The organism is Mycobacterium sp. UNC410CL29Cvi84 (assembly GCF_000686745.1).
GTDB lineage: Bacteria > Actinomycetota > Actinomycetes > Mycobacteriales > Mycobacteriaceae > Mycobacterium > Mycobacterium mucogenicum_B.
Map to the genome: position 1 here is coordinate 76,752 of NZ_JMLM01000018.1, position 24,922 is coordinate 101,673.

A 24,922-nucleotide genomic window follows, 5' to 3' on the forward strand; every position below is an offset into this window, starting at 1 on the left:
GCCGCGCTCATCACGGCTGCCTATCAAGGCAGTATGAGATGCACCGTGTTCGGTACCGGCTACCTCGGGGCGACGCATGCCGCCGGCATGGCGGAGCTCGGCCATGAGGTCCTCGGCGTCGACATCGACCCCGGCAAGATCGCGAAGCTGGCGGCCGGTGACATCCCGTTCTACGAGCCCGGGCTGCGGAAGATGCTGCGCGACAACATCGAAGCCGGGCGGCTGCACTTCACCACCGACTATGACGAGGCCGCCGAATTCGGCGACGTGCACTTCCTCGGCGTGGGCACCCCGCAGAAGAAGGGGGAGTACGCCGCCGACTTGCGGTACGTGCAGTCGGTCATCGACACCCTGGTGCCGCGGCTGCGCCGGCCCGCGGTGATCGTCGGCAAGTCCACCGTCCCGGTGGGCACCGCCGCCGAACTCGGGGCCCGGGCCCGCGAGCTCGCGCCTGCGGGCATCGACGTCGAGGTGGCGTGGAACCCGGAGTTCCTGCGCGAGGGGTTCGCCGTCAAGGACACCCTGCACCCGGACCGCATCGTCCTTGGCGTACAAGCGGATTCGCAGCGCGCCGAGGCGGCGATCCGGGAGCTGTATGCGCGCATCCTGGAGCGCGGCGTGCCGTTCCTGTTGACCGACCTGCAGACGGCGGAACTGGTCAAGGTCTCCGCGAACGCCTTCCTGGCCACCAAGATCTCGTTCATCAACGCCATCGCCGAGGTGTGCGAAGCGACCAACGCCGACGTCACCGTCCTGGCCGACGCATTGGGCTACGATCCCCGCATCGGCCGGCGATTCCTCAACGCCGGCTTGGGTTTTGGTGGTGGCTGCCTGCCCAAGGACATCCGCGCCTTCATGGCCCGCGCCGGTGAACTCGGCGCCGACCCCGCGCTGACCTTCCTGCGTGAAGTGGACAGCATCAACATGCGCCGGCGCACCCGCATGGTGGAGCTGACCACCAAGGCGTGCGGCGGCACGCTGCTGGGTGCCAACATCGCGGTGCTGGGTGCGGCGTTCAAGCCCGAGTCCGACGACGTGCGTGACTCACCCGCACTGAACGTGGCCGGCATGCTGCAGCTCAACGGCGCGGCCGTCAACGTCTACGACCCCAAGGCCATGGACAACTCCCGCCGGGTCTTCCCGACGCTGAACTACTCCACCTCCGTCCTCGAGGCCTGCGACCGCGCCGACGCCGTACTGGTCCTGACCGAATGGCAGGAGTTCCTGGACCTGGACCCCGAACAGCTCGCGGCCACCGTCCGGGTGAAAGTGATTGTCGACGGCCGCAATTGCCTCGACGTCGCGAAATGGCAGGCCGCGGGCTGGCGGGTGCACGCGCTGGGCCGCAATCTGACGCCCTGATTTCCGACTGCAGTATGTAGCCCGACCGCGCTGGGCGTGCCTAAGCTCGGCTCCATGACGCTGAGGCAACGGCTCAACTGGTTCGCGCTGCACGCCGTCATCCGCAAGCTCGCCGCATACGGCGCGCGGCATGGCGACCTCCAGGGCCGGCTCATCGCCGACCCGGCGGTGCGGACCGACCCCGGCGCGTTCGCCGACGAACTGCGCAGCCGCGGCCGGATGTACCGCGGCCGCGCGGCCTGGATCACCGCGGATCATGCTCTCGTGCACCAGATTCTGCGTTCGGATGACTTCACCGTCACGCAGATCGGCGGGACGCTGCCCGGCGCCCTCGGCTGGCTGGAGAACAAGACCACCGTCAAGGGCCGGTTGCATCCGCTGCTGCCGCCGTCGCTGCTGTCGGTCGACGGGGAGCAGCACACCCGCTACCGCAAGACCGTCTCGGCGGTGTTCACCACGCGGGCCGTCGCGGCATTGCGGGAACGGGTGCAGGAGGCCGCGAACGGGCTGATCGATGAACTGGCGGCGGGGGACACCGTCGACATCGTGCAGAGCTACTGCTCGCAGCTGCCCGTCACGGTGATCGCGGACATCCTCGGGGTGCCCGAGCATGACCGGTCGCACATCCTCGAATTCGGCGAACTGGCCGCGCCCAGCCTGGACATCGGGCTGACCTGGCAGCAGTACCTCAGCGTCGAAGACGGGCTGGACGGCTTCAACACCTGGCTGGCCACGCACCTCCGCGAGCTGCGGGCCAACCCCGGCGACAACCTCATGAGCCAGCTCATCGCCGCCAGCGACGGCGGCGCCCGGCTCAACGACGAAGAACTGCGGGCCACCGCCGGCCTGGTGCTGGCGGCCGGGTTCGAGACCACGGTGAATCTGCTGGGCAACGGCATCCGAATGTTGTTGCAGCATCCCGATCAACTGGCCCTGCTGCTGGCACAGCCCGACCTCTGGCCCACCGCCGTCGAAGAGATCCTGCGGCTCGACTCACCGGTCCAGCTGTCGGCCCGCATCGCCAAGGTGGACGTCGACATCGCCGGCTACCACGTGGGCGCCGGCGAGCCCGTCGTCGTCTACCTGGCCGGGGCCAACCGTGACCCGGCCGTCTTCCCCGACCCGCACCGCTTCGACGTCACCCGCGCCAACGCGGGCAAGCACCATTCGTTCTCCGGCGGACGGCACTTCTGCCTCGGTGCGGCACTGGCCCGCTCCGAAGGGGAAGTGGGACTGCGGACGTTCTTCGAGCGGTTCCCCGACGCGCAACTCGCGGGCCCCGGCACCCGGCGCGACACTCGCGTACTCCGGGGTTGGGCGGCATTGCCGATCGCACTCGGGCAGGCGCGCGCAGCGGTACCGTCGTGAAATGGCCTTTCGCGCAGCCCTGATCGAGGAAACCGCCGCCTTCGGCGACATCATCCGCAAAGCCGACCTGGAAACCCCGGTGCCCACCTGTCCGGGGTGGTCTCTCAAACAGCTGTTCAAACACGTCGGCCGCGGCAACCGCTGGTGCGCCCAGATCATCGCCGAGCACAGGAAGGAGCCCCTCGATCCCCGCGAGGTGCGGGACGGGAAACCGCCGGAGGACCTCGACGCTGCCATCGACTGGCTGAACGTCGGTGCGCAGGCCATCGTCGACGCCGTCGAGCACGTCGGGTCGGATGCGAAGGTGTGGACGTTCATCGGGCCCAAGCCCGCCGGGTGGTGGATTCGGCGTCGCCTCCACGAGCAGACCGTGCACCGCGCCGATGCCGCTCTGGCACTGGGCCTTCCGTTCGTGCTCGATGCCGAGCTGGCCGCCGACGGCGTCACCGAGACACTGGAACGGGTGGCGCTGATGGCGCCCGCCGGGGATCCGCCGCTGGAGCGCGGACGTTCGCTGCACCTGCACGCCGCCGAATCCGAGCTCGGCCCCACCGGCGAGTGGCTGGTGGTCAACGACGAGGACGGCCTCGGCTGGTCGCATCAGCACGCCAAAGGTGATGCGGCAGTGCGGGGTCCGGTGACCGGGCTGCTGCTCGCGGTCACCCGACGCCAGACCGTCGAGGAGGCCGGCCTCGAGGTCATCGGTGACGCGGCCGTGTGGCAGCGCTGGGTCGACCACTCGGCGTTCTGAGGTCAGGTAGGTTCGCAGACATGACGACTTCCGAGATCGCGACGGTTCTCGCCTGGATCGACGCCCTCAACGACCGTGACCTGGACACCCTGGACAAGCTGTCGAGCGGTGACATCGAGATCGGTGACGCGAACGGCGCCAGCCAGGGGCGGAATGCGTTGCGGGCCTGGGCAACCGACCTCGACGAGAAGTCGACGGTCGGCCGGATGTTCGTGCACGACGGCGTCGTGGTCGTCGAGCAGACGATCACCGGCGGCGGTGCCGATCGCGCGGCCGCGACGGCGTTCCGCGTCGTGCACGACCACGTCACCTCGGCGTTCCGCCACGACGACCTGGCATCGGCGCTCGCGGCGACCGAGCTCATCGAGTCGGACGCGGTGTAGTTTCCCGCGGCCGGTTGGCCGACTGTCTCTCCGCACAACTCGCGCTGGGACCCGTTGACGCCCCCAGATCGAACACGTGTAGGGAGACGCGTCAATCCGTAGCGTGCCGCGGGGTGGCCAGCACCGCCGCGATCGCGGTGGTCAGCGGCACCGACAGCGCCAGCGCGATGCCGCCGACTGCCGACCGGGCGATCTCGATCGCCACGCTCTCACTGGTCAGCACGTCGCCCAGCGACCGGTTGGCGACGCTGAACAACAGCAGCAGCGGCAGCGCGCTACCGGCGTACGCGAGCACCAGCGTGTAGACGGTGCTGGCGATATGGTCGCGCCCAACCCGCATGGCGCCGGTGAAGATGGCCCGCCGGGACGCGCCGTGTTCGGCCAGCTCGAAGGCCGTCGATGCCTGCGTCACGGTGACGTCGTTGAGTACACCCAGCGAGCCGATGATGAAGCCGGCGAGCAGCAGCCCGGTGATCGACACGGACCCCATGTAGGCCGCGATCTCGTTGTTCTGGTCTTCGGACAACCCGGTGAGGTGCGCCAATTCGATTGCGCCCCAGGACAACACCGCTGACAACAGCAGTGAGCTCAGGGTGCCGAGCAGGGCGGCGCTCGTGCGGAGGCTGACGCCGTGCGCCAGGTAGATCACCGCGTACAGGATCACCGACGACGCGACGAGCGCGACCGGGATGGCCGGGCCGCCGTCCCGCAGTGCCGGCAGCAGGAAGACCGTCAGCACCACGAACGCGACGGCGATCCCGACCATTGCCCGCAGCCCGCGCCAGCGGGCCACCGCGACGACCACCACGGCGAAGACGGCGGCCAGCGCGACGAGCGGCCAGGTGCGTTCGAAGTCGAAGAAGGCGTAGGTGGTGGTGCCGGAGTCGTCGACCTGGCGGGTCACCCGGATGTGGTCGCCGGCGGCGAGGTGTGGCTGGCCGGGACCGGTGCTGAACTCGAGCAGGGTGTTGGCGCCGGAATTGGGCCCGGAGTCGATGCCGATGAGCGACTGCACGCAGCTCCCCGCGCCCGGCGGGGCGGTGACCGGGGCGGACGTCAGCACCGCGCCGACCGACGGGCTGCCGCAGTTGTTCATGCCGGTCGACACGACGTGCCCGGCCTCGGTGCTCACGGCGCCGCCGTGCGCGTTCTGGAACGGCAGCGGGATGTCTACGGCCTTGCCGTGCGGCCACAGCAGGACGGCGCCGATCACCGTCGCCAGCCCGATCACCGCCAGGAGCCCGACGACGACCTTCGCGGCCAGCGGGCTGAGCGGCGCCGGGCCGGAACTGTGCGAGTGGGTATGCGAGTGCGCCACTCGAGCCAGCGTAGGGGGTCGGGCTGAGCGTTGGGTCAGGCGCGGCTGAGTGCGTCGCGCCGTTCGCCTTCGATCGCCAGCTTGGCGGACAGTGTTTTCAGGACGTACTGCACGACGGCGCGGTAACCCAGACCGACGATGCGCCAAGGGCTTTCGAACGTCCCGTGCCAGTCGATGCGGGTGCCGTCCGGCTCGGGGGTGAAGGTCACCTGCGCCTGGTAGTTCCGCACCGGGGTCTTGGAGATGATGGTGTAGCCGTGCCGCTGGCCGGGCTCGTGGATGGTCGTCTGCTCCCGCGCGGGAAACTGGGGCGTACCGACGGCGCGGACGGCCCCGACGCCACCGTCGTCGGCAGGCCCGCGGGTCTCCCAGGCCGAGTAGTTGATCAGGGGCCGCGCCCACTCGGACCAGCGGGAACCGTCCGCGACCACGTCGAACAGCGTGCTCGGTGTGGCCTGCGCACGGCGCGTGACCCGGACTTCGTAGTGGTGTGTCATGTTGACCAAGTTAACGGAACGGTGTTCTATTAAGCAATGGATTCGCCGGATTCTCCAGTGGCGCTGTCGTTTGTGCGGGCCCGCAGCCCGCAGCAGCGGGAGGACCGCCTGCGTCGGCTGACCGAGGTCGCCCGGGCCCTGCTGGACGACACCCGGGCCAGCGAGCTGACGCTCGGCGACATCGCCGCCGCGGCGGGCCTGGCCAAGTCGGGGGTGCTGCGGTACGCCGGTTCGCGGGAGGCGCTGCTGCTCCTGGTGATGTACCGCGAGCACCTGGGCTGGCTCGACGACCTGAAGGCCCAGCTGCACGACGAACGGCGCAGTCCGGCAAAGGCTTTGGCGCACTCGCTTGCGCAGCGCCCGGTGCTCTGCGACCTGATCAGCGCCGCGCCGGTGCTGATGAACCGGCTGACAGCCGAAGCGGCCGAGACGGTGCGCACGCAGGCGCGTGACGTCGAGGAGCGGCTGCGCGAGACCCTCAAGCCCCGGCTGCCGCTGGAGCGTCAGCAGCTGGTGTTGCTGACGGCCGCGATCCACGCCTTCGTGGGCGCGGTATGGGGTTGGGCGGCAATCGATTCCGCCAATCAGCCCGAACCTGGTGCCGAGCTCGAAGACACCCTCGCCGCGTTGCTGCGAACCTTCATCGCGGGCCTGAAGCAGCAGTGATTTGTGCACGATTTTCCGCGGCAGGCGCGGAAAATCGTGCACAAATCCCAGTGGATTACTGGCGGTAGCTGGCCAGGAAGTTGCCGAGGCGCTCGATGGCGGCGGCCAGGTCACGGGCCCATGGCAGCGTCACGATGCGCAGGTGATCCGGTGTGGGCCAATTGAATCCGGTGCCCTGGGTGAGCAGGATCTTCTCCTGCAGCAGCAGGTCGAGCACCAGCTGCTCGTCGTCCCGGATCTCGTGCACCTCGGGGTCCAGCCGCGGGAACGCGTAGAGCGCGCCCTCGGGCTTGACGCAGGAGACGCCGGGGATCTCGTTGAGCTTGTTCCAGGCGACGTCGCGCTGCTCGAGCAGGCGGCCGCCGGGCAGGATCAGGTCCTCGATGCTCTGGTGTCCGCCGAGCGCCACCTGAATGGCATGCTGCGCAGGCACATTCGGGCACAGCCGCATATTGGACAGCAGGCTGATGCCCTCCAGGAAGCTGGACGCGTGCTCCTTGGGGCCGGTGATGGCGAGCCAGCCGGACCGGTAGCCGGCCACGCGGTACGCCTTGGACAGGCCGTTGAACGTCAGGCACAGCATGTCGGGCGCCACGGACGCCATGGGGATGTGCTTGGCCTCGTCGTAGAGGATCTTGTCGTAGATTTCGTCGGCCAGCAGCAGCAGCTGGTGCTTGCGCGCCAGGTTCGCGATGGACTCCAGCGTCTCGCGGCTGTACACCGCGCCGGTGGGGTTGTTCGGGTTGATCACGACGATCGCCTTGGTGCGGTCGGTGATCTTCGACTCCAGGTCGGCGATGTCGGGGTTCCAGCCCTGCGTCTCGTCGCACAGGTAGTGCACCGGGGTGCCGCCGGCCAGCGCCGTCGACGCCGTCCACAGCGGGTAGTCCGGAGCCGGGATCAGCACCTGGTCGCCGTTGTCGAGCAGCGCCTGCAGCGTCATGGTGATGAGCTCGGAGACGCCGTTGCCCAGGAAGACGTCGTCGACGTCGAACCGGGGGAAGCCCTCGACCAACTCGTAGCGCGTGACCACCGCGCGGCGCGCGGACACGATGCCCTTGGAGTCGGAGTAACCCTGGGCGTAGGGGAGGGCGGCGATCATGTCGCGCATGATCACGTCCGGTGCCTCGAAGCCGAACGGCGCCGGGTTACCGATGTTGAGCTTGAGGATCCGGTGGCCCTCGGCCTCGAGCCGGGAGGCCTGCTCGTGTACCGGGCCGCGGATCTCGTAGAGGACGTCCTGCAGCTTGGTCGACTGCGCAAACGTCCGCTGATTACGCGGATGACCGCTGTGCCATGTGCGGTCAGCGGGTACCTGGTGGGTGGTCACGGTTTCCATGCTCTCATCGGTGTCGAATTCTTTTGCCCATCTGCGATCAGGGCCACATATGCCAATGGCCAGCTACGACGCTCCATGCGGCGGGTCGTAGCTGGCCATTGCGGTGTACTTCGCGTTACCGCTTACCGGGGCGCTTTGCGCCCGGACGCATGCCCAGTCCGACGACCGGCGGTTCCGGCTTGGCCTCTTCCGCCGGGGCGGCAGGTGCCGCAGCGGCAGGAGCCTCGGCGGCCGGCTCGGCAGCCGGAGCCTCAGCAGCCGGAGCGGCGGGCGCCGCCGGTGCTGCCGGAGCAGCGGCCTTCTTGGCGCCGGGGCGACGCGCGCCCGCAGCCAGACCCAGACCCTTCACCGGAGCCGCGGGAGCGGCCGGTGCGGCGGGAGCCTCGGCGGCGGGAGCAGCCTCGGTGGCCGGGGCCGGAGCGGCAGCGGCAGCCGGAGCGGCAGCCTTCTTGGCACCCGGACGCTTGGCGCCCGCGGCCAGACCCAGACCCTTGGCCGGAGCGGCAGCAGCAGGAGCCTCGGCGGCGAGAGCAGCCTCAGCAGCCGGAGCGGCAGCCGCCGGGGCGGCGGCCTTCTTGGCACCCGGACGCTTGGCGGCCATGCCCAGGCCGGTGACCGGCTTGGCGGCGGCCGGAGCGGCGGCAGCAGGTGCCTCAGCGGCCGGAGCGGCCTCGGCAGCGGGAGCCGGAGCGGCCGGAGCCGGCTTCGGGGCCTCCTTGGCCTTCTTCTCCGCGAGCGCCGCGGAAGCCTTTGCCGCCGTGCCCTTTTCGGGCAGCGTCACCTTGCTGGTGTCGAGCGAGTTCAGCAGCAGCTGAGCGACGTCGAGCACCTCGGTCTTCTCGATGCTGCGGGTCGCGGCCACGTCGTCGACGCCGTCGCTCATCATCACGCGGCAGAACGGGCAGCCGGTCGCGATCGCCGAGGCGCCGGTGTCGACGGCCTCTTCGGCGCGCTCGGTGTTGATGCGCTTGCCGATGTGCTCTTCCATCCACATGCGGGCACCACCGGCACCACAGCACAGGCCGCGGTCGGCGTGGCGGGGCATCTCGGTGAGCACGGCGCCGGCGGCACCGACCAGCTCACGCGGGGCCTCGTACTCCTTGTTGTGGCGGCCGAGGAAGCAGGGGTCGTGGTAGGTGACCTCTTGGCTGGCCGACGACACCGGGATCAGCTTCTTGTCCCGCACCAGGCGGTTCAGCAGCTGCGTGTGGTGCACGACGGTGTAGTTGGCGCCCAGCTGCGGGTACTCGCGACCGATGGTGTTGAAGCAGTGCGGGCAGGTGACGACGATCTTGCGCTTGTCGGGGTCGACGCCCTCGAACAGCTCGTTGATGGTCTCGACGTTCTGCGCGGCGAGCTGCTGGAACAGGAATTCGTTGCCGGCGCGGCGGGCCGAGTCACCGGTACAGGTCTCGCCGGTGCCCAGCACCAGGAACTTCACGCCCGCGGTGGCGAGCAGCTCGGCGACGGCCTTGGTGGTCTTCTTGGCACGGTCCTCGTAGGCGCCGGCGCAGCCGACCCAGAACAGGTACTCGAAGCCGTCGAAGCTCTCGACGTCCTGGCCGTAGACCGGGATGTCGAAGTCCAGCTCGTCGATCCAGGTGGTGCGTTCCTTCGCGTTCTGGCCCCAGGGGTTGCCCTTGAGTTCCAGGTTCTTGAACAGCACGCCCAGCTCGCCGGGGAAGTCGGACTCGACCATGACCTGGTAGCGGCGCATGTCGACGATGTGGTCGATGTGTTCGATGTCCACCGGGCACTGCTCGACGCAGGCACCGCAGTTGGTGCAGGACCACAGCACGTCGGGGTCGATGACGCCGCCCTGCTCAGCGGTGCCGACCAGCGGACGCAGCGCCTGCTCGGGGCCGGAACCCTCGATGCGCGCGAAGCCGTCCTCGGGGACGCCGTGTCCGTGCAGGCTGTCGCCCAGCTTGGCGAAGTCGACAGAACCCTCCTCGGGCATCGGCTTGCCCTCGATGATGTACGGCGCCTTGGCGAACAGGTGGTCGCGCAGGTTCATGATGACGAGCTTGGGAGACAGCGGCTTTCCGGTGTTCCACGCCGGGCACTGCGACTGGCAGCGACCGCACTCGGTACAGGTGGAGAAGTCGAGGTTGCCCTTCCAGGTGAAGTCCTCGATCTTGCCGCGGCCGAACACCGCGTCCTCGGCGGGATCGTCGAAGTCGATCTTCTCGCCCTTGTACTCCATCGGCAGCAGCGGGCCGAGGCCGTCGGGCAGGCGCTTGAAGGTGACGTTGATCGGGGCCAGACCGATGTGCAGGTGCTTGGAGTGCAGCACGATCAGCAGGAAGACCAGCATGACGCCGATGTGCGACAGCAGCGCGATGGTCTCGATCCAGACGTTGGCGGTGTGGCCCAGCGGAGCCAGCAGCGCGGCCATGCCGTCGGAGAAGAAGGCGCCGTTCTGGTACGGGAAGTGCTCGCCCAGGACGTTGACGGCGGCACCACGGAAGATCGCGTAGGTCAGGATGACCAGGAAGATCATGATGAGGATCTCCCACGCGCCACCGTTGTGCGATCCGTAGAACCGGGACTCGCGGCCGATGTTGTTGGGGTTCTTGGTCAGGCGGATGATCGCGAAGACGACGATGCCGGCCAGCACGGCCAGCGCGAAGAAGTCCTGCAGGAAGCCCAGGACGGCCCAGTGTCCGACGAACGGGATGGCGAACTTCGGGTCGAACAGGACGCCATAGGCTTCCAGGTAGACCGACGCGAGGACGAAGAAGCCCCACATGGTGAAGAAGTGCGCGATGCCGGGGATCGACCACTTGAGGAGCTTCGACTGGGCGAAGACTTCCTTGTTCTGGTTCAGGAAGCGGGTGACGAGATCGTCCTTACGGCCACGTTCGTCGCCGAGCTTCTGCCCGGAGCTGATCAGCTTGGTCAGCCACAGGATGCGCTTGGCGGCGAACCCCAGGACGATGACCGTTGCCAACAGCCCGATGACCAGTCTGGCCACGTCGAGCGTGTGTTCGAGATTCTCCACCGCGCCTCTCCCAGTTATGTAGCTACTAGCCGGTAACTTATCGAGGTTACCAACGGGTAACTTAAGCTAGATGCCTGCTCATAGTCGCATCCTGGGTAGAACGCACGCTAGCAAGGCTGTCCTAACTTGAGCTGCCGCTTTGCGCTCACTTCCTTACCCAGAATCGGCCTCCGCCAAGCGCCGATCGAGGCCTTCCTTATATAAGGGTGGTGTCAGACCTTCTCGACGAGCAGCGCCCGCAGCATCGACAGCATCTCCGACCGCGATTCGGCCCCCAACCTGCGGCGAATGCGGGCGACATGGTGCTCGACGGTCTTCGCTGAGATCAGCAGCCGGGCCCCGATGTCGCGGTACGGCATGCCCTGCAGCACCAGCTCCGCGACCTCGCGCTCGCGGTCGGACAGCCGGGTCCAGGCGGGCGTTGCGGCGGATGTGGCCCGAGCGTCACCCGAGACAGGAGGTGGTGTGGTGTTGCGCACATCTGCGCCGGAAGCGGGCTCACGCGGAATAGCGGGGGCCGCGGGCTCGATGGGATCGGCCGCCGCCTCGAGGGCCGCGTCCTGCTTGAGGTCGCGCGCCAGCTGCAGCATGGCCCCGGAGATCCGGCCGTCGGCCGAATGCAACGCGGCCTGACTGGCCAGGCGCGTGGCATCCCACGTCAGCCCGAAGCGCGCCAGCCCACGGGCGGCCGCCGTCACCTCGGCGGCATCGACGTCGCCGGCGAGGACCCGCAGCCACGCCCGGCCGGCGCCGGCGAGCGCGGTGGCGTAGGCGCCGTGCGCACCTTCGGCCCGGCTGGCTGCGGCCAGGGCCTGCCCGTGCGGGGCGACGGCCTCGGGCGCGTTGGCCAGGATGCCGGCGTGCACGCCCGCCCAGTGCAGCGGCACTGCCCAGAGCGCCGGATTGCCGGCGGCCCGCAGCAGCCCGAACGCCTCGGCCAGCGGCTGGCGCAGCTGGTCGAGCTGCTGCAACCGGGCCGCTGCGACCCACAACTCGCCGAGCGGCAGCAGGGCGTACAGGTCCAGGGAGTATTCGGCCAGCACTTCCATGGCCGCGTGCCAGTGTTTCTGCAGGGCGCCGGTGTCGCCGCTGCGCCGGGCGACGGCGGTCTGCAGCGCGGTGAACCACAGCGCGTCGCGGCGGTGCAGGTCGGCGACCTCGGTCGTGCCCAATGCCGGGACGGCGGAATCGAGTTGGCCGTCGAGCATCCGGATCCAGCCCAGCAGCAGCCGGTGGCGCAGACCCGTGAAACCCGCGTCGCCGCCGGTGCGGATGGCCCGGCCGATGACGCTGCGGGCGCGGACGGCGTCACCGCCGTGCAGGGCGACGAGGCTCAGCAGTGCGGCGGGGCTGTCCGGCGCGACGGCGTGTACGCCGTTGGTGGACCCGAGGGCCTGCGTGAGTCGCGCCATCGCGACGGCGAACGGCTGATCGAGCGTCAGCAGCATGCCCTCGGCCATACCGCGCGCCGCGCGCGCGGAAGACGTTGGCGGCAGCGAGTTCTCGGCCTGCAGGCAGACGCGGGCCAGCTCGGCATCGGCGGTGGCGACACCGACCACGGCGCCCGCCGCGGCGACGAACGGATCGGGATCGGGGCCGAGCCACCGGAACAGATCCGCGGCGTGGGCGGCGGCACCGTCGTGCATCGCGACGCTGGCCGCGATGCGCACCGCCTGGGCGCGGACGCCGGCGTCGTCGGCGGTGAGCAGTTCGTCCGCCAGGGTGCCGGCGGTGGTGCAGTCGCCGGTGACGGCAAGGGCGTCGGCGAGGTGCACGTCGGCCGGGGCGGTGCCCGCGCGGGCCGCCGCCCGGTACAGGCGGGCGGCCTGACGCGGTGCGGCGGACCCGGCGCGGTGGATCAGATCGGCCGCCAGGAGGTCGTCGACGGTGCCGTGCTCGGCCAGCTTCAGCGCCAATTCGGTTGACAGGGTGGCGGATTCGATCTGCGAGCGCAGCAGCCGGCATTCGGTCTCGCGGTGCCGCGCGGCGCCGACCAGCCGGGTGAGCGACCGGTGCAGCGTGTCGGTGAACCGCGGATGCAGCGATGCGGACAGCAGGCCGCTGGCGCGGGCCCGGTCCATCAGCACGGCCGCGTCGTCGCCGGGCAGTTGCAAGGCGGCGGCGATGTCGTCGGGCCCCAGTTCCGGGCTGAGCGAACACAACAACAACGTGTCGAGCAGGTGCTCGTCGAGCCGGCGCAGCCGTTCACTCAACGCGACGGACGCGGCCCGGACCGGATCGGCGCCCGACGCCAGCGCCGACAGCGCCGAGTACACCAGCAGCGGGATGCCGCCGGTGGCGGCGATCAGTGCGGGCACCTGCGTGCCGGGGACGCCGGCGCGGGCCAGCGCCTCGTTGATCTCGCGGGGCGTCATCGGCGCCAGCTGAATCGGCGGCTGCTGCCGGCTGAGAGTGGTGGTGAGGGCGTTGAGTGCGCGCTCGTGCGCCAACGGCTCGGCGCTGACCACCACGGTGCGGGCCGGGTCACCGGCCAGCTCGGTCAGCGTGTCCAGCTCTTCCGGGGACAGCAGTTGGGCATCGTCGATGACGATGGCCGCGTCCGGTGCCTCGCCGGGCTTGGGCACCCGCGCGAGCATCGTCGTGCCGTTGGCCCGCAACGTCTTTCGCACCGCTTCCAGCGCGGTGGTCTTGCCGCTGCCGATTCCGCCGAGCACCAGCGACGTGCCGGCCGCTGCGGTCATTGGCTGGTCGATGCCGAGGGTTGCGCGGTGATGGGCGCCGACGCGGTGGCCACCGATGCCGACGGAGCGGACCCGGTCTCCGCCGACACGGAGGCCGTCTTGGGCGGTTGCTCCACCGTGGGCTGTGTGCTGGGCGCCTGGGTCGTCGGCAGAGCCGTCGGAGTCTGTGTGCTGGGTGGCTGCGTCGTCGGCGGCTTCGTCGTGGTCGGCGGCGGCTGTGTGGTGGTGGGCGGCTGCGTCGTCGTCGGCGGCTGGGTCGTCGTCGTGGGCGGCTGCGTGGTGGTCGTGGTGGTCGGGGGTGTGGTGGTCGTCGTTGTCGTGGTCGACGGTGTGGTCGTCGTAGTCGTGGTGGTTGTCGTGGTCGTCGTCGAGCTCGTGGTCGACGAGTCGCTGGTGGTCGTCGTCGTGGTCGGCGCGTCGGTCGTGGTGGTGACCGGGTTGGTGACTGTCGAGGTCTCGACCTGGCCGTTCGGATTCGTCTGTGTCACAACGGACTTCGTGGCCTTGTAGGTGCTCGTGGTGATGGAGCCGTCGGGGCCGGTGATGGTGGTGGTGACGTCGACGGTCACCGGGCCGGACGGGGTGTCGTTGCTGGTGAGTCCGACCGCGGCCCAGCTGCCGCCGGCGACCAGGAACGCCGCCGCGGCCGCGCCGAAGATCAGCGGTGGGCGCCGGTACCAGGGGACCGGCGCCACGTCGGGCAGGTTGTCCTCTTCTTCGTGGGCGAAGTCCATCGCCGGCCGCGCGGTGGTCTCACCGTAGGGCGCGGCCTCGGCGTAGCCGGTCGCAAAGTCTGCGCCGCCGATCGCCGCGCCGGGGTCCTCGTCGTCGGACCAGGCGAGCGACGGCCCGACGGTCGAGGACGGGTTCGCGTCTGCGGGCGGCACCGGGGCGGCCATGGTCGCGGGGCCGCCCGCCCATGCCGCGGGACCGGCCGCCCAGCCCATCGTCGGGGCCATGCCCGTCGGGGCGTCGGCGCTCATGGTGCGCTGATCGACCAGCGGGGCGCCGCCGGCCGCGGTGAGCGCCGGCTGCGGTGAGGTCACCACCGGAACCCGGAAGTGCTCCGAAAGGCGTTGGGTGACAATCGGAATCGACGCGCCGCCGCCGGCGGTGGCCACGGCGGTCAGGACGCCGGCCGGAATCTGGTTGCGCTGCAGCGTTTCCTGCAGGACGGCGAGCAGCCCGGCCAGGGCCGGTTCGAGCAGCCGTTCCAGCTCGGGGCGGGTGATGCGCAGCGCCGACGCGAAGCCGGGCAGGTTTGCGTTCACCGACGTCGCCGTCTCCGACGAGAGGCGCTCCTTGGCCTGCCGGCACTGGTCGCGCAGCTGCGACAGCGAGCCGACGGCCGCGGTGCCGGCCGGATCGGCATCGGACGACTCGGTGATGCCGGCGATGACGTGGTTGAGCAGCGCCTGGTCGACGAGGTCGCCGGAGAACTCCGGGTAGCGCACCGTCTCGCCGATCTGGCTCAGCGTCGCGGCGTCGGCGATGGTCACGCTGGTGCCGCTGCCGCCGAAATCGCACAGCGCCACCACGCCGTGATCCGGCAGTCCGGACCCGGCCTTGAGGCCGGCCAGCGCCGCGGCCGCGTCGGAGACCACCGGTGCGGCGGCCAGACCCGGCTTGCCGCGCAGCGCCGCGGAGAGCGCGCCGATGGTGGACATACCCCAGTGCGCCGGAGCGGCGATGACAATCGGGGCGCCGCCGCCCGCGGTGCGGGCCATGGAGTCGAGGGCCTCGGCCAGGACGGCTTCACCGCGATGTGCCGAGCCGTCGGGCGCGATCAGGGGAATCGGGTCGCCGACGCGCTCGACGAACCCGGTCAGGACCAGCCCACCCGGTTGCGTGGGGATGCCGACTTCGGCGGGCCGGTCGGGGTACAGGGCCAGGATGGCGCGACGGCTCACCGGCGGTCGCCCGGCCGGCACGGCCACCAGATTGGTCTGGCCGATCGACAAACCGAGGCTCATAAACGTCCACTCCTTTGATGCGCTACCGGGCTCAGGCCACCCTATGCGCTGGCAGCCCGGGGTTGGGACACAATCCCCTAACGATTGGTGAATCCCTAACGGGAGTGCCCCTAACGGATGGTGTCGGGTGCTGGGGTCAGCACCGATCTCTGGGAGCTATATCGGCGATAGCATCGAAATAGTTATCAAGGGGTCTACCTGTTGTAAGACCCGAAATGTCGAATCGACGGAAGGAGTAGCTGCCGTGGCAAATCCGCTACTGGATTTCGTCATGTCGGTGGTGCGTGACCCCGACGTGGCTGCGCACTACGCCGCCGACCCCGCCGGTGCCATCGCCGACGCCAATCTCACCGGCGTCACCACGGCGGATGTCGCGCACCTGATCCCGGTGGTGTCCGAGTCCCTGGGCACAGTGTCCGCCGCGGCGGGTGGCGTGCCAACCGCCGGCTTCGACGATCCCGGCGTCAACGTCTGGACCAGCGGCGCTGCCACCGCGGCGTTCGACGCCTTCGATGCCTTCGACACGCACGTGCCGACGGTGGTGTCACCGCAGATCATTTCCGACCCTGACCTGGGAGGATTCGACGGTGGACCGGCTCTGCCCGACCACACCGCCGTCCCCGAGCTCGCGGTGTCCGACGACCTCGGCCTGCACAGCGACGTCCCGGTCGTCGATGCCGGCGAGCTGTCGGATCCGGGTGCGCTCGACTGGCACTCCGTCGATACCGCAGACCCGTCTGCCGGCGTCGAACACCACCAGGGCTTCGACTTCTTCAGCTGACCCACTCATCCCGACAAACGCCGGTGGCCGCCATGGCCACCGGCGTTTTCTGTTTCTGACCGCGCACTCAGCAAACACCCTAGCCATCCCCTAATCCCCTAATAGGGGGAGCTTGGATACCCCACTAAGTTTCATTGGGGGTAGGGGTGGTTGCCCCGTTTGCACGGCCCTTGACGGCCCCTAACGTTGTTCTCAGTTCGCCGGACAGCGGCGAGAAGAACTTCCAAAGAGCAACACCCCAACGAAAGGGACTCCAATGACCAGCCTGATCGAATTCATCATCGACCTCTTCCGCTTCCCGACCATCGCGAGCTCGTTCGTCGCGAACCCGGAGCAGACCATGCGCGACGCCGGCCTCGCCGGTGTCACCTCCGCGCAGCTCGCCTCGGTGGCCGCCAGCGCCGTCCCGGCCGGCGTGGTCCTCGGTGGCGGCGACCCGGTCGTCGGCCTGCAGAACGCGGTTTCGGACTACTACAGCATGTCCTCGCCGTTCTCCCCGCAGACCTCCTTCGCCCCCGAGTTCGCCAGCCGGAACCAGACGGACTTCGCCAGCCACAACAACGTGCCGATCGCCAGTGGCAACGACATCCCGGTGCTGAGCCCCGAGCAGCACGCCGGCGCCAACGCCCAGCAGGGTGCCTTCAACCTGGGCTTCGGTGACATCACCCTCGGTGGCAGCCACGTCCAGCAGGGCGACGGCGGTGTCAACATCGCGGGCAACAACCACGGTGACATCGCCAGCGGCAAGGGCGCCGTGCAGGGCGACGGCAACACCGTCACCAACGGCGACATCCTGACCGGCAGCCACTCGCCGGTGATCGTCGGCACCGGCAACCACGCGACCGACAACTCGCAGACCGCGGGCGGCCACATCATCCAGGGCAACTCCGGCCCGGTGGTCAACGACGTCAACACCGGTGGCGGCAACGGCGGCGGCGCGAGCGCCGGCGGCGGCCTGATCGGTGGCGGCCACGCGAGCGGCGGCAGCGGTGGCAGCGGCGGCAACATCGTGATCAACGACGGCAACACCTCGTCGACGCACGTCGGTGGCAACCAGACCACGGTCGGTGGCGACCTGGGCAGCGGCAACAAGAGCGTCATCGACGACTCGTCGCACTCCTCGACCGTCAACACCAGCCTGAACAGCGGGAACACGGCCAACACCAGCATCGGTAGCGGCAACAGCACCCACACCAACATCGGCAGCGGGAACACCACCCACACCGAGCTGAGCTCCGACAACTCGGTCCACAGCACGGTTGCCGACAACTCGGTGCACGAGGCGAGCATGAACACCTACGCACCGACCGAAACCCACACCACCACCGATTTCAGCCACACCACCCACGTCGATCCGCACATGCACTGATCGATCGCGACAAACCGTCCGGCGGGGCCACTTGCAGGCCCCGCCGGATGTTTGCGCATACCGTTAGACAGTGACAATGCAGTCGAGGAGAGCCCAGTGACGCAGCCGAACGAGGCGAACCCGCGCCCGGTCGCGGTGATCGTCGAGTTGATCGACCACACCAGCCGGATCGCAGGCCTCAACGACCGCGACGACCTGGCGCAGCGGTTGCTGGCGGCCAAGACCCGGATCAGCGATCCACAGATCCGGGTGGTCATCGCCGGACAGCTCAAGCAGGGCAAGAGCCAGTTGCTGAACTCGTTGCTGAACATGCCGGTCGCCCGCGTCGGTGACGACGAGAGCACCGTGCTCACCACCGTCGTCCACTACGGCGATGCGGCGGCCGCCGAACTCGTGCTGGCGTCCGCGCAGGAAGGGGGCGACCCGTCCGTCGTCGCCATTCCGCCCAACCAGCTGTCGGCCGATCTGCGCCACGCCCCGCAGGCGCAGGGCCGCCAGGTGCTGCGCGTCGAAGTCGCGGCGCCGAGCCCGATGCTCAAGGGCGGCCTCACCTTCGTCGACACCCCCGGCGTCGGCGGGCTGGGGCAGCCGCACCTGTCGGCGACGCTCGGCCTGTTGCCTGATGCCGACGCCCTCCTGATGGTCAGTGACACCAGTCAGGAGTTCACCGAGCCCGAGCTCACGTTCATCCGGCAGGCCCTCGAAATCTGCCCGGTGGCAACGATTGTCGCCACCAAGACCGACCTGTACCCGCACTGGCGGGAGATCGTCGCGGCCAACGCCGCGCACCTGCAGCGCGCGCGGCTGAACGTTCCGGTGGTTCCGGTGTCCTCGGCGCTGCGCACCCACGCGCTGGCGCTGAACGACAAGGAACTCAACGACGAGTCCAACTTCCCGGCGATCATCAAGTTCCTCACCGACAAGGTGCTCGGCCGCGAGAACGACCGGATCAAGGACCAGGTGGTCACCGAAATCCACGCGGCCGCAGAACATCTCACCCTGGCGGTGTCGACCGAACTGGCGGCGATCAACGACCCCGAGAAGATCGAGCGCATCAAGGCCGAGCTCGAGCAGAAGAAGGAAGACGCCCAGAATGCGTTGCAGCAGACCGCATTGTGGCAGCAGGTGCTCAACGACGGCATCGCCGACCTGACCGCCGACGTCGACCACGACCTGCGCAACCGCTTCCGCAACATCACCGCGCACACCGAGCGCATCATCGACGGCTGCGATCCCACCCAGCACTGGGCCGAGATCGGCGCCGAGCTGGAGAACGTGGTCGCCACGGCTGTCGGCGACAACTTCGTCTGGGCGCACCAGCGCGCCGAGGCCCTCGCCGCGGAGGTGGCCCGCACATTCGTCGAGGCCGGGCTGGATTCGGTCGAACTGGCCGAGGTCCGGGCCCGCGACATGGGCGCCGGGCTGGGTGAGTTCAACCCCGTGGCGCGGCTGGAGTCCGAGCCGATCCGCGCCGGGCACAAGGTCATCACCGGGATGCGCGGGTCCTACGGTGGTGTGCTGATGTTCGGCATGCTGACCTCGTTCGCCGGGCTGGGCATGTTCAACCCGCTGTCGCTGGGCGCCGGACTGGTGCTGGGCCGCAAGGCCTACAAGGAGGACATGGAGAACCGCATGCTGCGCGTGCGCGGCGAGGCGAAGATGAACGTCCGCCGGTTCGTCGACGACGTGTCGTTCGCCGTCGGCAAGGAGTCCCGCGACCGGTTGCGAAACATCCAGCGGCACTTGCGTGATCACTACCGTGGCATCGCCAATCAGACCACCCGCTCGCTCAACGAATCGCTGCAGGCAACCCTCGCGGCGGCGCAGATCGAAGCGGGCGAGCGCGACAACCGCGTGCGGGAACTGGAGCGGCAGTTGAACATTCTGCGCCAGGTCCTCGAGAACACCGTGAAACTGACTCCCGCACTCGCCCAGTGAGCACAAGCGCACGCGTCCGCGCCATCCTGGGCGGCGTCATCTCGGCCTACCGGTCCGACCCCGTCTACCAGCACCGGCCGCAGGCCCTCGCCGAGCTGGACTGGATCGGCCGCCGGCTCGATCAGCCGATCCGCATCGCCCTGGCCGGAACCCTCAAAGCCGGCAAGTCGACACTGGTGAATGCGCTTGTGGGCGAAGAGATTGCGCCCACCGACGCCACCGAGGCCACCCGCCTGGTCACCTGGTTCCGGCACGGCGCCACGCCCCGGGTCACCGCGAACCATCGGGACGGCCGCCGCACCGACGTGCCGATCACGCGCGGTGACGGGCTCACCTTCGACCTGGCGCGGTATTCCGGGGCGCAGGGCGCCGCCAACGTGGGAGACATCGTCGACCTCGACGTGCAGTGGCCCGCAGCGGAATTGGAACAGACGACCATCATCGACACGCCGGGCACCTCGTCGCTGTCACGTGACGTCTCCGACCGCACGCTGCAACTGCTGGTGCCGCGTGACGGCGTCCCGCGGGTCGACGCCGTCGTCTTCCTGCTGCGCACCCTCAACGCGCCAGACATCGCGCTGCTCAAGCAGATCGGGGAACTCGTCGGCAGCGGCTCGGGCGCCCTCGGCGTCATCGGCGTCGCGTCGCGCGCCGACGAGATCGGGGCCGGACGCATCGACGCCATGATGTCGGCCCGTGAGGTGGCCACCCGATTCACGTCGGAGCTGGACCGGACCGGCGTGTGCCAGGCCGTCGTTCCGGTGTCGGGGCTGCTGGCGCTGACCGCGCGCACCTTGCAGCAGAGCGAATTCACGGCGCTGCAGAAGCTGGCCGCCCTGGACGGTGACGGCGCGACGGCCCTGACCAAGGCCATGCTGTCTGCCGATCGCTTTGCCCGACAGGATGATTCGCTGCCGGTGGACGCCATCACCCGGGCCGCGCTGCTGGACCGGTTCGGCATGTTCGGCATCCGGATCGCGATCGCGGTGCTGCGCGCCGGCGTCACCGACTCCCAGGGGTTGGCCGACGAACTGCTGGACCGCAGCGGACTGGTGGCCCTGCGCGACGTCATCGATCAGCAGTTCGCGCAGCGCGCCGACATGCTCAAGGCGCACACCGCGTTGCGCTCGCTGCGGCGCTTCGTGGAGGCCAATCCCATCTACGCGACGCCGTTCATCCTGGCGGACGTCGATCCCCTGCTGGCCGACACGCACGCCTTCGAAGAATTGCGACTGCTCGGTCAATTACGTTCCCGGCCAACCACATTGAACGACGACGAGATGGCCTCGCTGCGCCGCATCATCGGGGGCTCGGGGACCGACGCGGCCAGCCGGCTCGGGCTGAGCAACGATGCGCCGTACGACGGCCCGCGGGCGGCGTTCGCGGCGGTGCAGCGGTGGCGCCGCCGGGCCGATCATCCGCTCAACGACCCCTTCACCGCACGCGCCTGCCGGGCCGCCGTGCGCAGTGCCGAGGCCCTGGTCGCCGACTATGCGGCGCAGGGAAGGTGAGATATTCGAGATCGTTGGCAATTTGGTACCCCGCGCGGCTACCGTTTGCGGGTGGCTCAATCGTTTGACCCTTTCGGCCTGGTAGGACGCGCGGTGGACGCCGCTCGACTCGGTCTGGACGTCTACAGCTGGACCGAGCAACAGATCGTCGGCGCGCTGCGCAAAGGCCTCAACGAACTGGAACCGGAAGACAGTGATGACGACGTCGTCTCGGCGCCCACTGAGGCGCCCGCCGAAGAGTCGCTCAACTCCAAGATGAGCCAGCTGCTGAACCGGGCGCTCGACCAGAACACCGCCGGCAGCCAGACCGAGCTGTACCACCATCTGCTCGATCAGTTGGTGGCCGACGAGGCGCGCATCGTCGGCGCCCTGTCCGACGGCTCCGTCTCGCCCTTGGTCAACGTCTACGACCGGACCCGCAAGCCGGTTCTGGAGAACGCGGCACTGGTCGGCCGGACCGCGAACGTCGCCCTCCCGCAGATGACGCCGCAGTACGTCGGGCATTTGCTGGCGCTGCGCCTCGTGGAGATCGGTCCGGAGGATTCTGCGCTGAAAACCGAGTACGAGGTGCTGATGGCTGAGACCATCGTCCTCAACGCGATCAAGGCCGCGTCTAAGGGTCCGCTGCCCGCCAAGGTGGAGAAGCTGACCTTGACGCTGTCGCCGCTGGGCCGATCGCTGTGGGCCGCCGCCACCGCGGAGGACGACCAGAACGGGTGGCGCTGATGTCCTTGACCGAGATCCTGCTCGACTTCCGCGAGCACTGGATCATCTACTTCTCCATGCCGCTGGTGGCCGCCTTCGTCGGCTGGAGCACCAAGATCGTGGCGATGGAGATGATCTACCGGCCGCTGGAGTTCAAGGGCATCGGTCCCATCGGCTGGCAGGGCATCATCCCGCGACGGGCCGGCAAGGTCGGCTCCACCACCATCGAGCTGCTCACCGCGAATCTGCTCAAACCCGAGGAACTGCTGTCCCGGATCGACGCCAAAGAGGCCGTCGAGGTGCTGCGCGAACCGCTGTCGGCGTCGATCAACGACATCGCGCGCGACGTCGCCGAGGAAATTCGTCCGGGCCTGTGGGATTCCCTGCCCGAGGCCGGGCGCCAGGCGATCCTCAACCGCATCCACTCCCAGGCGCCGCGCATCACCGAGAAGATGCTGAACGAGATGCAGTCGGACCTCAGCCGGTTCGTCGACCTGCAGTTCCTCGCGGTCACCACGCTGGTGCGCAACAAAGAGAAGCTCAACAAGCTGATGCGTGGCCTGTCCGACGACGCCATGGCGTTCGTGCGGCGCAGCGGCATCTACTTCGGCCTGATCATCGGTACCGCGCAGATGTTCGTGTGGGCCATCTTCAAACTGCCGTGGATCATGCCGGCCTTCGGCTTCGGTATCGGTCTGATCAGCGACTACATCGCACTCAACATGCTGTTCCGGCCCATCAAGCCGACGAAGTACCTGGGCTTCATCAAGTTCCAGGGGCTGCTGCACGCCCAGCGCGAGAAGATCACCGCCGACTACGCGCGCATCCTCTCCGAGGACCTGTTCGCACCGGACATCCTGTTCGACGGCATCCTCAAAGGTCCCGGCGCCGACAAGCTGTTCGCCATGATCGCGCGTGAGGTCGAGGCCGCCATCGACAACGAGATCGGCGGTTGGACCGGCACCGTCGTGAAGTTCGCGGTCGGCACGTCGAAGTACAACGCGCTGAAAGACCGGGTCGTCGATCTCGTCGTCGAGCGGCTGCCCGCCACGCTGCTGGACGCGCAGGACTACGCCATGAGCAAGATCGATCTGGAACAGACGATCATCGAGAAGATGAATCAGCTCAGCAACGAGGAGTACGAGTCGATTCTGCGGCCGGTGTTCAAGGACGACGAACCGTTGATGGTCGCCATCGGCGCCATCCTCGGTGGCTGCGTCGGTGAACTCCAGGTGCTGATGATCGAGTTCTTCACGCACTAGTGCGGGCGCGGTCCCGGCGGGTGGGTGCGCCGGGACTGGGTGATCGACGTCGACGTCTTCGGGGTGCGGCTGGTGGTCGTGCTGTCACCTGACGGCGTGGACGTGGGAGACGTCGTCGTCGTATCCGTCGTGGGCGGCACGTCGATGTCCGTGGTCGACGGAGTCACTGACGAGTAGCTGGTGGACGTCGGCGTGCTCGTGGTGACCGCCGTGGTCGACGGGTGGCCGGACTCATCCACGATGACGGGCACCGGCGGCGGCTGCGGTTGGTTGTTGTGCCGCACCAGCCACGATCCCGCGAAATACAGCAGTGCGATCGCGGCGAGCGCGGCCAGGCTGGCGCCGACGACATGCGGGGTGCGCTCGTGCCACGGCCGCTCGGTCATGGCCGGTCAGCGTAGCTGGGGAATGACCTCCGTGCTGAAGAACTCGATGTGGTCGAGGTCGGCCATGTCCAGCACCTGCAGATAGATGCGCTCGACCCCGGCCGCGACGAACGGCGCCAGCTTGTCGACGATCTCGGCCGGTGTGCCGACAGTGGGGGAGTTGCCGCGCATCTCGTCGACCTCGCGGCCGATGGCGGCGGCCCGGCGGGCGATCTCCGCCTCGTCTTTGCCCGCGCACAACACGAAAGCCGCCGAGTACGTGATGCTTTCGGGTGCCCGGCCGGCCGCGTCGACGGCCTCCCGTACCCGGCCGAACTGAGTGGTCAGGGTGTCGATGTCGACGAACGGGATGTTGAATTCGGAGGCGAACCGGGCGGCGAGCGCCGGGGTCCGCTTGGCGCCGCCGCCGCCGATGATCACCGGCGGGTGGGCCTGTGCCGGTTTGGGCAGTGCCGGAGAGTTCTTGACGGTGTAGTGCGTGCCGGCGAAGTCGAACTGCTCGCCGACCGGGGTGTCCCAGAAGCCGGTGATGATCTGCAGCTGTTCTTCCAGCCGGTCGAAGCGTTCGCCGAGGCTGGGGAACGGGATGGCGTAGGCCTCGTGCTCTTCGGCGAACCACCCGGCGCCGAGGCCCAATTCCACACGGCCCCCGCTCATTTCGTCGACCTGCGCGACGGCGATGGCGAGCGGGCCGGGGTAGCGGAACGTCGCGGAGGTGACCATGGTGCCGAGCCGGATGGTGCTCGTCTCCCGCGCGATGCCGCCGAGCGTCACCCACGAGTCGGTGGGGCCGGGCAGCCCGTCGCCGGCCATGGCCAGGTAGTGGTCGGAGCGGAAAAACGCTGAGTAGCCGAGCCTTTCGGCGGTCTGAGCGACGGCGAGCTGGTCGGCGTAGGTGGCACCCTGCTGCGGTTCGACGAATACCCGGAAGTCCATGCCGCCCAGCCTAGGCCGTCTCGCCGCACTCCTCATCGCGGCTCGTTCCTCGCCGCTTGATCGTCGTACGGCTGTGTCAGAACGCCTTCACACCCGCCGTCGAGACGAACATCCCATGGCCCGTCGCGGCATTGGCGAAGCGGGTGCCTTCGGCCCCCGCGAGGATGGTCCAACCCACCGCCGAGTACGTCTGGTAGTCCAGGGTGACGGTCGGGATGGCGCCGAGATTGCCCACCACCCAAGACAATTTGCCGTCAGTGGTGACCCGGACGCCGTTTGCGCTCTCCCCGTTGACCTTGGGTGGGTTGGTGAACGCCGACTCACAGTCGACTTCGGTCTTGCTGAGCTGGCACCGGGTCTGGCCGGACTTGGTCGCGATGAAGACGTAGCCGTTCTGCGGAGCGAGCGCCTGCGCGGTCGGCGGCGCGGCGCTCGGTGCGGGGAGGGGGCTCACCGGAACCGGGCGGATCGCCTTCTCGCTCGGTGTGGGTGTGCTGGTGGACGTGGCGGTCGACAGGCCACCGGCCGGTCCGGACTGCGGGTTCCCGGTGGTGGTGCTGTCGCAGCCGGCGAGCAGCGCGGCCGCCAGCGCAGCGGTAGCAGACATGGTGAGCCGTGTGTGGTTCATCGGCCATCAGGCTACGGGAGATCTGATCGCGCTGATCCAGACC

20 protein-coding genes are annotated in these 24,922 nt (G+C 68.9%); 11 read left to right on the plus strand and 9 right to left on the minus strand.

The genetic code is table 11. From position 1 onward, the window contains the following. Positions 1-33 precede the first annotated feature (33 nt). Genes BR47_RS0122935 through BR47_RS0122950 form a run of 4 tightly spaced genes read left to right on the plus strand, consistent with a single transcriptional unit; the run spans position 34 to position 3,864 of the window. Positions 34-1,362, plus strand: a complete 1,329-nt coding sequence (locus BR47_RS0122935) for a UDP-glucose dehydrogenase family protein (protein WP_029120901.1) — start codon at positions 34-36, stop codon at positions 1,360-1,362. Positions 1,363-1,416: 54 nt separating this feature from the next. After that, positions 1,417-2,730, plus strand: a complete 1,314-nt coding sequence (locus BR47_RS0122940; RefSeq protein WP_036427676.1) for a cytochrome P450 — start codon at positions 1,417-1,419, stop codon at positions 2,728-2,730. A 1-nt stretch (position 2,731) separates the two neighbouring features. Then, positions 2,732-3,481 carry a maleylpyruvate isomerase family mycothiol-dependent enzyme gene (locus BR47_RS0122945; protein ID WP_029120903.1) on the plus strand — a complete coding sequence of 250 codons (750 nt, stop codon included), beginning with the start codon at positions 2,732-2,734 and terminating at the stop codon, positions 3,479-3,481. Positions 3,482-3,501: 20 nt separating this feature from the next. Beyond that, a complete protein-coding gene (locus tag BR47_RS0122950; RefSeq protein WP_020103952.1) occupies positions 3,502-3,864 on the plus strand; it encodes a nuclear transport factor 2 family protein in 363 nt (120 codons plus the stop codon). Between the two features lie 91 nt (positions 3,865-3,955). Here BR47_RS0122950 and BR47_RS0122955 read toward each other — a convergent pair whose 3' ends face one another. Further along, a complete protein-coding gene (locus BR47_RS0122955; protein WP_029120904.1) occupies positions 3,956-5,182 on the minus strand; it encodes a YibE/F family protein in 1,227 nt (408 codons plus the stop codon). Positions 5,183-5,217: 35 nt separating this feature from the next. Beyond that, positions 5,218-5,679: an SRPBCC family protein gene (locus tag BR47_RS0122960; RefSeq protein ID WP_029120905.1), complete on the minus strand. Its 462-nt coding sequence runs from the start codon at positions 5,677-5,679 to the stop codon at positions 5,218-5,220. 36 nt (positions 5,680-5,715) lie between these two features. On the opposite strand from BR47_RS0122960, the gene BR47_RS0122965 reads away from it, so the two are divergent. After that, positions 5,716-6,345, plus strand: coding sequence for a TetR/AcrR family transcriptional regulator (locus tag BR47_RS0122965; RefSeq protein WP_029120906.1), 630 nt, complete (start codon positions 5,716-5,718; stop codon positions 6,343-6,345). Positions 6,346-6,400: 55 nt separating this feature from the next. On the opposite strand, the gene BR47_RS0122970 is transcribed toward BR47_RS0122965, so the two are convergent. The 4 genes from BR47_RS0122970 to BR47_RS31210 all read right to left on the minus strand — a co-directional run bounded on the left by BR47_RS0122970 (position 6,401) and on the right by BR47_RS31210 (position 15,363). After that, positions 6,401-7,684: a pyridoxal phosphate-dependent aminotransferase gene (locus BR47_RS0122970; protein ID WP_029120907.1), complete on the minus strand. Its 1,284-nt coding sequence runs from the start codon at positions 7,682-7,684 to the stop codon at positions 6,401-6,403. 115 nt (positions 7,685-7,799) lie between these two features. Further along, positions 7,800-10,688 carry a heterodisulfide reductase-related iron-sulfur binding cluster gene (locus tag BR47_RS0122975; RefSeq protein WP_029120908.1) on the minus strand — a complete coding sequence of 963 codons (2,889 nt, stop codon included), beginning with the start codon at positions 10,686-10,688 and terminating at the stop codon, positions 7,800-7,802. A 212-nt stretch (positions 10,689-10,900) separates the two neighbouring features. Continuing rightward, entirely contained in the window at positions 10,901-13,390 is a 2,490-nt protein-coding gene (iniR, locus tag BR47_RS0122980; RefSeq protein WP_029120909.1) for an isoniazid response ATPase/transcriptional regulator IniR, read from the minus strand. Then, the gene (locus BR47_RS31210) at positions 13,387-15,363 is read right to left on the minus strand and encodes an Hsp70 family protein (protein WP_036427677.1); all 1,977 of its coding nucleotides are present in this window, start codon (positions 15,361-15,363) and stop codon (positions 13,387-13,389) included. Before BR47_RS31210 ends, iniR begins: the two co-directional genes overlap by 4 nt. 244 nt (positions 15,364-15,607) lie before the next feature. Between BR47_RS31210 and BR47_RS33585 the strand changes: the two genes are divergently transcribed. The 6 genes from BR47_RS33585 (at position 15,608) to BR47_RS0123015 (ending at position 22,929) form a co-directional block, all read left to right on the plus strand. Then, complete coding sequence (locus tag BR47_RS33585; RefSeq protein WP_029120910.1) at positions 15,608-16,144, plus strand: Rv0340 family IniB-related protein; 537 nt, start codon at positions 15,608-15,610, stop codon at positions 16,142-16,144. A 256-nt stretch (positions 16,145-16,400) separates the two neighbouring features. Further along, positions 16,401-17,513: an IniB N-terminal domain-containing protein gene (locus BR47_RS0122995; RefSeq protein ID WP_020103961.1), complete on the plus strand. Its 1,113-nt coding sequence runs from the start codon at positions 16,401-16,403 to the stop codon at positions 17,511-17,513. A 96-nt stretch (positions 17,514-17,609) separates the two neighbouring features. Then, the gene (locus tag BR47_RS0123000) at positions 17,610-19,451 is read left to right on the plus strand and encodes a dynamin family protein (protein ID WP_029120911.1); all 1,842 of its coding nucleotides are present in this window, start codon (positions 17,610-17,612) and stop codon (positions 19,449-19,451) included. Next, positions 19,448-20,962: a dynamin family protein gene (locus tag BR47_RS0123005; RefSeq protein WP_029120912.1), complete on the plus strand. Its 1,515-nt coding sequence runs from the start codon at positions 19,448-19,450 to the stop codon at positions 20,960-20,962. Before BR47_RS0123000 ends, BR47_RS0123005 begins: the two co-directional genes overlap by 4 nt. 93 nt (positions 20,963-21,055) lie before the next feature. Beyond that, the gene (locus tag BR47_RS0123010) at positions 21,056-21,688 is read left to right on the plus strand and encodes an Abi-alpha family protein (RefSeq protein WP_020103964.1); all 633 of its coding nucleotides are present in this window, start codon (positions 21,056-21,058) and stop codon (positions 21,686-21,688) included. After that, positions 21,688-22,929, plus strand: coding sequence for a DUF445 domain-containing protein (locus tag BR47_RS0123015; protein ID WP_036421636.1), 1,242 nt, complete (start codon positions 21,688-21,690; stop codon positions 22,927-22,929). Before BR47_RS0123010 ends, BR47_RS0123015 begins: the two co-directional genes overlap by 1 nt. Here BR47_RS0123015 and BR47_RS32240 read toward each other — a convergent pair. The 3 genes from BR47_RS32240 to BR47_RS0123030 form a co-directional block, all read right to left on the minus strand. Then, a complete protein-coding gene (locus BR47_RS32240; RefSeq protein WP_051634951.1) occupies positions 22,926-23,315 on the minus strand; it encodes a hypothetical protein in 390 nt (129 codons plus the stop codon). The genes BR47_RS0123015 and BR47_RS32240 overlap by 4 nt on opposite strands. A 6-nt stretch (positions 23,316-23,321) precedes the next feature. Next, the gene (locus tag BR47_RS0123025; RefSeq protein ID WP_029120913.1) at positions 23,322-24,251 is read right to left on the minus strand and encodes an LLM class F420-dependent oxidoreductase; all 930 of its coding nucleotides are present in this window, start codon (positions 24,249-24,251) and stop codon (positions 23,322-23,324) included. A gap of 76 nt (positions 24,252-24,327) precedes the next feature. Then, a complete protein-coding gene (locus BR47_RS0123030) occupies positions 24,328-24,879 on the minus strand; it encodes a hypothetical protein (RefSeq protein ID WP_029120914.1) in 552 nt (183 codons plus the stop codon). Positions 24,880-24,922: the final 43 nt, after the last annotated feature.

Bases quoted from the DNA above. Each gene is read 5' to 3' on its own strand.
- BR47_RS0122935 (WP_029120901.1), top strand. From the start codon at position 34: ATGAGATGCACCGTGTTCGGTACCGGCTACCTCGGGGCGACGCATGCC.
- BR47_RS0122940 (WP_036427676.1), top strand. From the start codon at position 1,417: ATGACGCTGAGGCAACGGCTCAACTGGTTCGCGCTGCACGCCGTCATC.
- BR47_RS0122945 (WP_029120903.1), top strand. From the start codon at position 2,732: ATGGCCTTTCGCGCAGCCCTGATCGAGGAAACCGCCGCCTTCGGCGAC.
- BR47_RS0122950 (WP_020103952.1), top strand. From the start codon at position 3,502: ATGACGACTTCCGAGATCGCGACGGTTCTCGCCTGGATCGACGCCCTC.
- BR47_RS0122960 (WP_029120905.1), bottom strand. From the start codon at position 5,679: ATGACACACCACTACGAAGTCCGGGTCACGCGCCGTGCGCAGGCCACA.
- BR47_RS0122965 (WP_029120906.1), top strand. From the start codon at position 5,716: ATGGATTCGCCGGATTCTCCAGTGGCGCTGTCGTTTGTGCGGGCCCGC.
- BR47_RS0122970 (WP_029120907.1), bottom strand. From the start codon at position 7,684: ATGGAAACCGTGACCACCCACCAGGTACCCGCTGACCGCACATGGCAC.
- iniR (WP_029120909.1), bottom strand. From the start codon at position 13,390: ATGACCGCAGCGGCCGGCACGTCGCTGGTGCTCGGCGGAATCGGCAGC.
- BR47_RS31210 (WP_036427677.1), bottom strand. From the start codon at position 15,363: ATGAGCCTCGGTTTGTCGATCGGCCAGACCAATCTGGTGGCCGTGCCG.
- BR47_RS0122995 (WP_020103961.1), top strand. From the start codon at position 16,401: ATGACCAGCCTGATCGAATTCATCATCGACCTCTTCCGCTTCCCGACC.
- BR47_RS0123015 (WP_036421636.1), top strand. From the start codon at position 21,688: ATGTCCTTGACCGAGATCCTGCTCGACTTCCGCGAGCACTGGATCATC.
- BR47_RS32240 (WP_051634951.1), bottom strand. From the start codon at position 23,315: ATGACCGAGCGGCCGTGGCACGAGCGCACCCCGCATGTCGTCGGCGCC.
- BR47_RS0123025 (WP_029120913.1), bottom strand. From the start codon at position 24,251: ATGGACTTCCGGGTATTCGTCGAACCGCAGCAGGGTGCCACCTACGCC.
- BR47_RS0123030 (WP_029120914.1), bottom strand. From the start codon at position 24,879: ATGAACCACACACGGCTCACCATGTCTGCTACCGCTGCGCTGGCGGCC.